7 protein-coding genes are annotated in these 10,926 nt (G+C 70.7%); 6 read left to right on the plus strand and 1 reads right to left on the minus strand.

What is annotated here, in order from left to right:
- Nucleotides 1–19 precede the first annotated feature (19 nt).
- The 6 genes from ACF08D_RS04305 (at nucleotide 20) to metF (ending at nucleotide 9,616) form a co-directional block, all read left to right on the plus strand.
- A complete protein-coding gene (locus ACF08D_RS04305; protein WP_392220971.1) occupies nucleotides 20–1,525 on the plus strand; it encodes an alpha/beta fold hydrolase in 1,506 nt (501 codons plus the stop codon).
- The gene (gene ahcY, locus ACF08D_RS04310; RefSeq protein WP_392220972.1) at nucleotides 1,522–2,925 is read left to right on the plus strand and encodes an adenosylhomocysteinase; all 1,404 of its coding nucleotides are present in this window, start codon (nucleotides 1,522–1,524) and stop codon (nucleotides 2,923–2,925) included. The genes ACF08D_RS04305 and ahcY overlap by 4 nt, the downstream gene beginning before the upstream one ends.
- Before the next feature lie 74 nt (nucleotides 2,926–2,999).
- Nucleotides 3,000–4,223: a methionine adenosyltransferase gene (gene metK / locus ACF08D_RS04315; protein ID WP_392220973.1), complete on the plus strand. Its 1,224-nt coding sequence runs from the start codon at nucleotides 3,000–3,002 to the stop codon at nucleotides 4,221–4,223.
- Nucleotide 4,224: 1 nt separating this feature from the next.
- Entirely contained in the window at nucleotides 4,225–5,211 is a 987-nt protein-coding gene (locus ACF08D_RS04320) for a carbohydrate kinase family protein (protein ID WP_392220974.1), read from the plus strand.
- Complete coding sequence (gene metH, locus ACF08D_RS04325) at nucleotides 5,187–8,660, plus strand: methionine synthase (protein WP_392221212.1); 3,474 nt, start codon at nucleotides 5,187–5,189, stop codon at nucleotides 8,658–8,660. Before ACF08D_RS04320 ends, metH begins: the two co-directional genes overlap by 25 nt.
- Nucleotides 8,661–8,707: 47 nt before the next feature.
- Nucleotides 8,708–9,616, plus strand: coding sequence for a methylenetetrahydrofolate reductase [NAD(P)H] (metF, locus tag ACF08D_RS04330; RefSeq protein ID WP_392220975.1), 909 nt, complete (start codon nucleotides 8,708–8,710; stop codon nucleotides 9,614–9,616).
- 77 nt (nucleotides 9,617–9,693) lie between these two features.
- Here metF and ACF08D_RS04335 read toward each other — a convergent pair whose 3' ends face one another.
- On the minus strand, nucleotides 9,694–10,920 hold the full coding sequence (locus tag ACF08D_RS04335) for a cytochrome P450 (RefSeq protein ID WP_392220976.1): 1,227 nt from the start codon (nucleotides 10,918–10,920) through the stop codon (nucleotides 9,694–9,696).
- Between the last annotated feature and the right edge of the window lie 6 nt (nucleotides 10,921–10,926).

Below are 10,926 nucleotides of genomic sequence, written 5' to 3' on the forward strand. Positions count from 1 at the left end.
ACGAACTGGAGGTTCTGCGGTGGCAACCAACCGGCCCGCGACCACACCGACCGACGCCGACGCGCTGAGCACGTACCGCTCCCAGCGGCCGGTCTGGACGACGACCACGACCGACGGCGGCGGCACGGTCGAGCACACCACCATCGAGGTGCCCGTCGACTACACCCGCCCCGGCGGGGAGCGCCTCACGCTCGCCCTCAGCCGGCACCGGGCCGCCGACCCCGCCCGCCGGCGCGGCGTCCTGCTCTCGGTCAACGGCGGCCCCGGCGGCGACTGGGGCAGGGGCCGGGGCCTCGCCGCCGCGTACACCGGCACGCCCGTCCACGACGCGTACGACCTCATCGGCTTCGACCCGCGCGGCACCGGCGCGTCCACGCCCCTGCACGCCGAAGTCACCCTCCCCTCCGCGCCCTTCGACTCCCGCCCCCCGGACACGGCCTTCGCCGCCCTGGCCGAGGACATGCGGCTGCGCGAACTGGCCTGCGAGCGGGCCGGCGGCACCCTCCGCCCCCACATCAGCACCCGCAACACCGCCCGGGACATGGACCTGATCCGCGCGGTGCTCGGCGAGGAGCGGATCAGCTTCGTGGGCTACGCCTACGGGGCGTACGTCGGCGCCGTCTACGGCACGATGTTCCCCGAGCGGCTGGACCGCAGCGTCCTCGACTCCTGCGTCCACCCGGACTGGACCTGGCGCGAGCAGTTCCTGTGGCAGGGTGACGCCGTCCAGCGCAACGTGGACCAGTGGGCCCGGTGGACCGCCGACCGCCACGGCCGCTTCGGCCTCGGCCGCGCACCCGGCCGGATCCTCGCGGCGGTCGAGGAGACCGCCGCCCGGCTGGAGAAGCTGGACGACAGCCACCACCTGCGCACCCTCCTCGACGGAGCCGTCGGCAACCGCGCCGCCGACCGCGGCCGGTGGGCCGAACTCGCCACCCTGGTGGGCGACCTGCGCGACGCCACCACCGCCGGCGACACCGGCGCGGCCCGCGCGCTCCTCGCCGAACAGGGCACCTGGCGCCCCAGCGACAACGAGGGCGACCTGCGCACCGCGGTGCTCGAGGCGGTGACCCTGGAGCACGAGTGGCCCACCGACCTGGAGGTCTACTACCGGGACATGCGGGAGTTCCGCGAGCGCTTCCCCTACGGGTACGGCGTGCTGCGCGCCCAGCCGTGGGTGGGCGCCTTCCGCACCTTCGAGGCGCCCGAGAAGCCGGTCGCCCCGGTCCGCGACGGCTACCCGGTGGGCCTGGTCGTGCAGGCCGACGGCGACCCCATGGACCACTACGCCGGCGGTGTGGCCATGGCGGAGCGCCTCGGCCACCACCTGATCACCGTCGAGGACTCGGGCGACCACGAGGTGTACGCCCTCCTCGGCAACACCCGGGTGGACGACCTCGTCGACCGGTACCTGGTCGACGGCGTCCTCCCCCCGCCGCGGGTGAGCGTGCCCGGCACCACCCGCAGGCCGGACGTCCCGGCCGATTCCGATGCCCGCAACGTACAGAGGAGCAGCTCGACATGACGACTGTCGCCAACCGACAGGACTTCAAGGTCGCCGATCTCTCCCTGGCCGAGTTCGGCCGCAAGGAGATCACCCTCGCCGAGCACGAGATGCCCGGCCTGATGGCGATCCGCGAGGAGTACGCCGAGGCCCGGCCGCTCGCCGGCGCCCGGATCACCGGCTCGCTGCACATGACCGTGCAGACCGCCGTGCTGATCGAGACCCTGGTCGCCCTGGGCGCCCAGGTCCGCTGGGCCTCCTGCAACATCTTCTCCACCCAGGACCACGCCGCTGCCGCCATCGCCGCCGCCGGCATCCCCGTGTTCGCCTGGAAGGGCGAGACGGCCGAGGAGTACTGGTGGTGCACCGAGCAGGCCCTCACCTGGCCCGGCGAGGCCGGGCCCAACATGATCCTGGACGACGGCGGCGACGCCACCCTCCTCGTCCACAAGGGCGTCGAGTACCGCAAGACCGGTGTCCTGCCGGAGGCGGAGAACGAGGAACTCGCCGTCGTCCGCGCCCTCCTGGAGAACAGCACCCTCGACTGGACGCGTCTGGCGTCGGAGATCCGCGGGGTGACGGAGGAGACGACGACGGGTGTGCACCGGCTGTACGAGATGCACCGGGAGGGGACGCTGCTGTTCCCGGCGATCAACGTCAACGACGCGGTGACGAAGTCGAAGTTCGACAACAAGTACGGGTGCCGGCACTCGCTGGTGGACGGCATCAACCGTGCGACGGACGTGCTGATCGGCGGCAAGGTCGCGGTCGTCTGCGGCTACGGCGATGTCGGCAAGGGGTGTGCGGAGTCGCTGCGCGGTCAGGGTGCGCGGGTGATCGTGACGGAGATCGACCCGATCTGCGCGCTGCAGGCGGCGATGGACGGCTACCAGGTGACCACGCTGGACGAGGTGGTGGGCCTGGCGGACATCTTCATCACCACCACGGGCAACAAGGACATCATCATGGCCTCGGACATGGCCAGGATGAAGCACCAGGCGATCGTGGGGAACATCGGTCACTTCGACAACGAGATCGACATGGCCGGTCTGGCCAGGATTCCGGGCATCGTGAAGGACGAGGTGAAGCCGCAGGTCCACACGTGGACCTTCCCGGACGGCAAGAAGATCATCGTGCTGTCGGAGGGGCGTCTGCTGAACCTGGGCAACGCCACCGGTCACCCGTCGTTCGTGATGTCGAACAGCTTCGCGGACCAGACGCTGGCGCAGATCGAGCTGTTCACGAAGCCGGAGGAGTACCCGACCGATGTCTATGTGCTGCCCAAGCACCTGGACGAGAAGGTCGCCCGGCTGCACCTGGACGCGCTGGGCGTGAAGCTGACCACCCTCCGTCCCGAGCAGGCCGCGTACATCGGCGTCGAGGTCGAGGGCCCGTACAAGCCCGACCACTACCGCTACTGACACCACGTCAGGCACCCGGTACACCCCCGGCACCACCAGGACCGGCCCCCGCCCCCGCAACCCTTGGAGTGCGCATGTCCCGCCGCCTTTTCACCTCGGAGTCCGTGACCGAGGGACACCCCGACAAGATCGCCGACCAGATCAGCGACACCGTCCTCGACGCCCTGCTGCGGGAGGACCCCACCTCCCGCGTCGCCGTCGAGACCCTCATCACCACCGGTCAGGTCCACATCGCCGGCGAGGTGACGACCACGGCGTACGCACCGATCGCGGCCCTCGTCCGAGAGAAGATCCTGGAGATCGGCTACGACTCCTCCGCCAAGGGCTTCGACGGCGCGTCCTGCGGCGTCTCGGTCTCGATCGGGGCCCAGTCGCCCGACATCGCGCAGGGCGTCGACACGGCGTACGAGCAGCGCGTGGAAGGGTCCTCCCGGAGAGACGAGAGCGACGAGCTGGACCAGCAGGGCGCGGGCGACCAGGGCCTGATGTTCGGGTACGCCTCGGACGAGACGCCCGAGCTGATGCCGCTGCCCATCCACCTCGCCCACCGCCTGTCCCGGCGCCTGACCGAGGTCCGCAAGAACGGTACCGTGCCGTATCTGCGCCCCGACGGCAAGACGCAGGTCACCATCGAGTACGACGGCGACAAGGCCGTCCGCCTCGACACCGTCGTCGTCTCCTCGCAGCACGCCTCCGACATCGACCTGGAGTCGCTGCTCGCCCCGGACGTCCGCGAGTTCGTCGTGGAGCACGTCCTGCGGGAACTGGCCGCCGAGGGCATCAAGCTGGACACCGAGGGCTACCGTCTGCTGGTCAACCCGACCGGCCGCTTCGAGATCGGCGGCCCGATGGGCGACGCGGGCCTGACCGGCCGCAAGATCATCATCGACACCTACGGCGGCATGGCCCGCCACGGCGGCGGCGCCTTCTCCGGCAAGGACCCGTCCAAGGTCGACCGCTCGGCCGCCTACGCCATGCGCTGGGTCGCCAAGAACGTCGTCGCCGCCGGCCTCGCCTCGCGCTGCGAGGTCCAGGTCGCCTACGCCATCGGCAAGGCAGAGCCGGTCGGCCTGTTCGTCGAGACCTTCGGCACCGCCAAGATCGACACCGACAGGATCGCGAACGCGATCGGCGAGGTCTTCGACCTCCGCCCGGCCGCCATCATCCGCGACCTCGACCTGCTGCGCCCGATCTACGGCCAGACCGCCGCCTACGGCCACTTCGGCCGCGAGCTGCCCGACTTCACCTGGGAGCGCACCGACCGCGTCGACGCCCTCCGTGCCGCGGCGGGGATCTGACATGCGTATCGCCGTCACCGGATCCATCGCCACCGACCACCTGATGGTCTTCCCCGGCAGCTTCGCCGACCAGCTCCTCGCCGACAGCCTGGACAAGATCTCCCTGTCCTTCCTCGTGGACGGCCTGGAGGTCCGGCGCGGCGGGGTCGCGGCCAACATCGCGTACGGCCTCGGCGGCTTCGGCCTCGCCCCGGTCCTGGTGGGCGCCGTCGGCGACGACTTCGCCGAGTACCGCGTCCGGCTCAAGGAGCACGGCGTGGACACCGACGCCGTCCATGTCTCCACGAGCCGCCAGACCGCCCGCTTCTCCTGCGTGACCGACCGGGACATGAACCAGATCGCCGCCTTCTACGCCGGCGCGATGAGCGAGGCCCGCGACATCCGGATCGCGCGCGTCGCCGAGTACGCGGGCGGGCTCGACCTGGTGCTCGTCGCCCCCAACGACCCGGAGGCGATGCTCCGGCACACCGCGGACTGCCGCGACCTGGGCATCCCCTTCGCCGCCGACCCGTCCCAGCAGCTCGCCACCCTGACCGGGCCGCAGATCGTCCGGCTGGTGCGGGGCGCCCGCTGGCTGTTCACCAACGAGTACGAGGCCGCCCTGCTGCTGGAACGCACCGGGTGGGACCGGGCCGACGTGCTGCGGGAGGTCGGCGCCTGGGTCACCACGCTGGGCGCCGACGGCGTCCGCGTCGAACGGGACGGCGAGACCCCCCTCGTCGTCCCGGCCGTGCCCGTCCGGGCGGCGGCCGACCCGACCGGCGTCGGCGACGCCTTCCGCGCCGGGTTCCTCGCGGCGACCGCCCGCGGACTGCCGGCCGAGGCCGCCGCCCGCCTCGGGTGCGCCCTGGCCACCACCGTCCTGGAGACGGTGGGCCCCCAGGAGTACGAGGTCGACCCCGGGGCCCTCCTCGCCGGCATCGAGGCCGCCTACGGCGCCGAGGCCGCCGCCGTCTTCACCCCCTGGCTCGGCAAGGAGCCGCGGTGAGCGGCCGGGTTGCCGCTCTGCGTGAGGCGTTGGCTTCGCGTGTGGTGGTGGCTGATGGGGCGATGGGGACGATGTTGCAGGCGCAGGATCCGTCGCTGGAGGACTTTCAGCAGCTGGAGGGCTGCAACGAGGTTCTGAATGTGACGCGGCCGGACATTGTGCGGTCGGTGCATGAGGCGTATTTCGCGGTGGGTGTGGACTGTGTGGAGACCAACACCTTCGGCACGAACTATGCGGCGCTGGCGGAGTACGACATCGCGGAGCGGGTGTTCGAGCTGGCGGAGGCGGGTGCGCGGATCGCGCGGGAGGTCGCCGACGAGTACAGCGCCTCCTCGGGCCGGCAGCGCTGGGTGCTGGGCTCGATGGGTCCGGGGACGAAGCTGCCGACGCTGGGGCATGCCCCGTATGTGACCCTGCGGGATGCGTATCAGCAGAACGCGGAGGGGATGATCACCGGTGGTGCGGACGCGCTGCTGGTGGAGACCACCCAGGACCTGCTGCAGACCAAGGCGGCGGTGCTGGGCGCCCGGCGCGGCATGGACGCCCTGGGTATCGACCTGCCGCTGGTCGTGTCCGTGACGGTGGAGACGACGGGCACGATGCTGCTGGGCTCGGAGATCGGTGCGGCACTGACCGCGCTGGAGCCGCTGGGTATCGACATGATCGGGCTGAACTGCGCGACCGGCCCGGCGGAGATGAGCGAGCACCTGCGCTACCTGGCCCGCCACTCCCGCATCCCGCTCTCCTGCATGCCGAACGCGGGGCTGCCGGTGCTGGGCAAGGACGGTGCGCACTATCCGCTGACCGCTGGGGAGCTGGCGGATGCGCAGGAAGCGTTCGTGCGGGATTACGGGCTGTCGCTGGTGGGCGGCTGCTGCGGGACGACACCGGAGCACCTGCGCCAGGTGGTGGAGCGGGTCCGGGGGCTGACTCCGGCAGCAAGGGATCCGCGTCCGGAGCCGGGGGCGGCGTCGTTGTATCAGACGGTGCCCTTCCGGCAGGACACCGCCTATATGGCGATCGGTGAGCGGACGAACGCCAACGGGTCGAAGAAGTTCCGGGAGGCCATGCTGGAGGGCCGCTGGGACGACTGTGTGGAGATGGCCCGCGATCAGATCCGTGAGGGCGCTCACATGCTGGATCTGTGTGTGGACTATGTCGGCCGGGACGGTGTGGCGGACATGGCGGAGCTGGCGGGCCGGTTCGCCACCGCCTCGACGCTGCCGATCGTGCTGGACTCCACGGAGGTGGAGGTGATCCGGGCGGGGCTGGAGAAGCTCGGCGGCCGCGCGGTGATCAACTCCGTCAACTACGAGGACGGTGACGGGCCGGAGTCCCGGTTCGCGCAGGTCACCCGGCTGGCCCAGGAACACGGCGCCGCGTTGATCGCTTTGACGATCGATGAGGAGGGTCAGGCCCGCACGGTGGAGACGAAGGTCGCGATCGCCGAGCGGCTGATCGCGGACCTGACCGGGAACTGGGGTATCCACGAGTCGGACATCCTCATCGACACCCTGACCTTCACCATCTGCACGGGTCAGGAGGAGTCCCGCAAGGACGGGATCGCCACCATCGAGGCGATCCGGGAGCTGAAGCGCCGTCACCCCGACGTGCAGACCACCCTGGGGTTGTCGAACATTTCTTTCGGCCTGAACCCGGCGGCCCGGATTCTGTTGAACTCGGTGTTCCTGGACGAGTGTGTGAAGGCGGGCCTGGATTCGGCGATCGTGCATGCGAGCAAGATCCTGCCGATTGCCCGGTTCGACGAGGAGCAGGTCACCACCGCTCTGGATCTGATTTATGACCGGCGTGCGGAGGGGTATGACCCGCTTCAGAAGCTGATGGCGTTGTTCGAGGGGGCGACGGCGAAGTCGCTGAAGGCGGGCAAGGCGGAGGAGCTGGCGGCGTTGCCGCTGGAGGAGCGGCTGAAGCGGCGGATCATCGACGGGGAGCGCAACGGCCTGGAGGCCGACCTGGATGAGGCGTTGGTGGAGCGGCCGGCGCTGGACATTGTCAACGACACCCTGCTGGAGGGGATGAAGGTCGTTGGTGAGTTGTTCGGGTCGGGGCAGATGCAGTTGCCGTTCGTGTTGCAGTCGGCCGAGGTGATGAAGACGGCGGTGGCTCATCTGGAGCCGCACATGGAGAAGTCGGACGACGAGGGCAAGGGCACGATCGTGCTGGCCACGGTGCGTGGGGACGTCCATGACATCGGGAAGAACCTGGTCGACATCATCCTGTCGAACAACGGCTACAACGTGGTCAACCTCGGTATCAAGCAGCCGGTGTCGGCGATCCTGGAAGCCGCCGACGAACACAAGGCCGACGTCATCGGCATGTCCGGCCTCCTCGTCAAATCCACCGTCATCATGAAAGAGAACCTCGAGGAACTGAACGCCCGAGGGCTCTCCTCACGCTTCCCCGTGATCCTCGGCGGCGCCGCGCTGACCCGCGCGTACGTCGAGCAGGACCTGCACGAGATCTACGAGGGCGAAGTCCGCTACGCCCGCGACGCGTTCGAGGGCCTGCGCCTGATGGACGCCCTCATCGCCGTCAAACGCGGCGTCCCCGGCGCCACCCTCCCCGAACTGAAGAAGCGCCGGGTGAAGGCGCAGGCCACCGTGCAGATCGAGGAGCGCCCGGAACCGGGCGCCGTCCGCTCCGACGTCGCCACCGACAACCCGGTGCCCGCCCCGCCGTTCTGGGGCACCCGCGTCGTCAAGGGCATCCAGCTCAAGGAGTACGCCTCCTGGCTCGACGAGGCCGCCCTGTTCAAGGGCCAGTGGGGGCTGAAGGGCGCGGCCATCGAGACCGAGGGCCGGCCCAGGCTGCGCGGCTGGCTGGAGCGGCTCCACACCGACCGGCTGCTCGAAGCGGCGGTCGTCCACGGGTACTTCCCGTGCGTCTCCAAGGGCGACGACCTGATCGTCCTGGACGAACAGGGCTCGGAACGGGCCCGCTTCACCTTCCCGCGCCAGCGCCGCGGCCGGCACCTCTGCCTGGCCGACTTCTTCCGCCCCGAGGAGTCCGGCGAGACCGATGTCGTCGGCCTCCAGGTCGTCACCGTCGGCTCCCGCATCGGCGAGGCCACCGCCGAACTCTTCGCCGCCGACTCCTACCGCGACTACCTCGAACTCCACGGCCTGTCCGTCCAGCTCGCCGAGGCCCTCGCCGAGTACTGGCACGCACGCGTGCGCGTCGAGCTGGGCATCTCCGGGGGCGACCCCGCGACGCTCGACGGGATGTTCCGCACCGAGTACCAGGGCTGCCGGTACTCCCTCGGCTACCCGGCCTGCCCCGACCTGGAGGACCGGGCGAAGATCGCCGCCCTGCTGGAGCCCGAGCGGATCGGCGTCCAGCTCTCCGAGGAGTTCCAGCTCCACCCCGAGCAGTCCACCGACGCCATCGTCGTCCACCACCCCGAAGCGAGCTACTACAACGCCCGCTGACCCCGCCCCCGAAGCCCGGCCGAAGGGCCGACCACGAGAGGCCGCCCATGCCATCCGTGCCGACACTGGGGGAGCTCCTGGCCTCCGGACAGCGCTCCTTCTCCTTCGAGTTCTTCCCGCCCAGGACCGAGGCCGGCGCACGCACCCTGTGGGACGCGATCCGCCGCGTCGAGGCCCTGTCGCCCACCTTCGTCTCCGTGACGTACGGGGCGGGAGGGTCGTCCCGTGACCGCACCATCGAAGTCACCCAGCGCATCGCGGCCGAGACGACGCTCCGCCCCGTGGCCCACCTCACCGCCGTCGGCCACTCGGTCGCCGAACTGCGCCACATCATCGGCCAGTACGCGGACGCCGGCGTCCACGACGTCCTCGCGCTGCGCGGCGACCCGCCGGGCGACCCCCGCGGCCCCTGGCTGCCCCACCCCCAGGGGCTCACCCACGCCCGCGACCTGGTCACCCTCGTCCGCCGGTCCGGGAACTTCTGCGTCGGTGTGGCGGCCTTCCCCGAGCTGCACCCGCGCTCCCGCGACTGGGAGAGCGACATCCGGCACTTCGTCGCCAAGTGCCGGGCGGGTGCCGACTACGCCATCACCCAGATGTTCTTCGACCCCGAGGACTATCTGCGCTTCCGCGACCGCGTGGTGGCCGCGGGCTGCGACACCCCGGTCATCCCGGAGATCATGCCCGCCACGGACGCCCGCCAGATCCGCCGCTTCGCCGAACTCAGCGACGCGGCCTTCCCCGAGGACCTCGCGCACCGCCTGGAGGCCGCCAAGGACGACCCGGAGACCTCCCACCGCATCGGGGTCGACCACGCCACCGCCATGGCCGACCGGCTCCTCGCCGAGGGCGCCCCGGGCCTGCACTACATCACGCTCAACCGGTCCACCGCCGCCCTGGACATCCACCGCGCCCTCGGGGTGACCCGGCCCGGCGCGGCGCTCCAGCCGGCCTGACCGGCACATGCACCACGTACGCGGGCCCCGCTCTCCCGGAGAGCGGGGCCCGCTTCGGCCTTCCGGCGAGGCCGGGATCACCAGCCCTCGACGGGCAGCTCCCACAGGCCGTAGATGACCGCGCCCTCCTTGCGCTCGATCTCCAGGAACGGCTTGGCGAGCTTCAGGCCCGGGATGCGCGCGAACAGCCTGCTCCACACGATCTCCAGCTCCAGCCGGGCCAGGTCCGCGCCGATGCAGTGGTGCACGCCGTGGCCGAAGCCCAGGTGCTTGCGGCTGCCGCGGCTCAGGATCACCTTCTCCGGCTCGGGGAAGACCTCCGGGTCGCGGTTGGCCGCCAGGCCCAGGCACAGGATGCCGTCGCCCTCGCGGATCACCTTGCCGCCGATCTCGATGTCCTCCAGCGCCACCCGGGGCACCGCGGTGTCGCCGATGGTGGCGATCCGGACCAGCTCCTCCACCGCCGGCTTGATCAGCTCCGGGTCGTTCCTGAGCTGCTCCAGCTGGTCCGGGTTCTCCAGCAGGCAGGCGGTGCCCAGGGAGATCTGGCTGGCCGTGGTCTCGTGGCCGCCGTTCATCAGCAGCCGGACCATGTTGAACAGGTCGCGGTCGGTGTACGACTCGCCCGACGCCTCGTAGTCGGCCATCGCCCGGCTGAGCAGGTCGTCGCCGGGCTCCCGCTTCTTGAGCTGGATCAGCTCCTCGACGTACGCGTTCACCTCGACGATCGCGGCCTGCCGCTCCTCCGTGGAGCTGTGCCCGCCGAGCAGCGCCGTACCGTGCTTGATGAAGAAGTCGTGCCGGTCCTGCGGGATGCCGAGCAGCTCGCAGATGACCGTCATCGGGACGGCCAGCGAGAACACCCGGTGCATGTCGACCGGCGGCTCCATCGACAGCATCAGGTCGATGTGCTCGTCCACGATCTCCTCGATGCGCGGACGCAGCCGCTGCACCTGGCGGTTGGTGAAGGTCAGCGCCGCCTTGCGCCGGGTGCTGGTGTGCTCCTTGCCGTCGTACCCGATGAAGGACGTCTCGGTGCGGTACTCGGGCGGGGCGATGAAGTAGAAGGGGAAGTTGGCGTGCCGGCGCGACGCGCTGACCCGCGGGTCGGTGAGCAGGCGGCGGATCGTCTCATAGCCGGTGACGGTCCATATCCGCAGGCCGGAGCCGGTGAGGGTGACCTGTGAGACGTCCTCCTCGATCATCTCCTGGTACTCGGCGGGCGGGGTGAAGGGGCAGGTGCGCCGGTAGGGGAAGGTCGGGGTCTGCTGGTCCTGGCCCGGCTCGGCGGTGGGTGCGGTCACGGTGGG

The sequence above is a fragment of the Streptomyces sp. NPDC015131 genome (genome assembly GCF_043079975.1).
Taxonomy (GTDB): Bacteria; Actinomycetota; Actinomycetes; order Streptomycetales; family Streptomycetaceae; genus Streptomyces.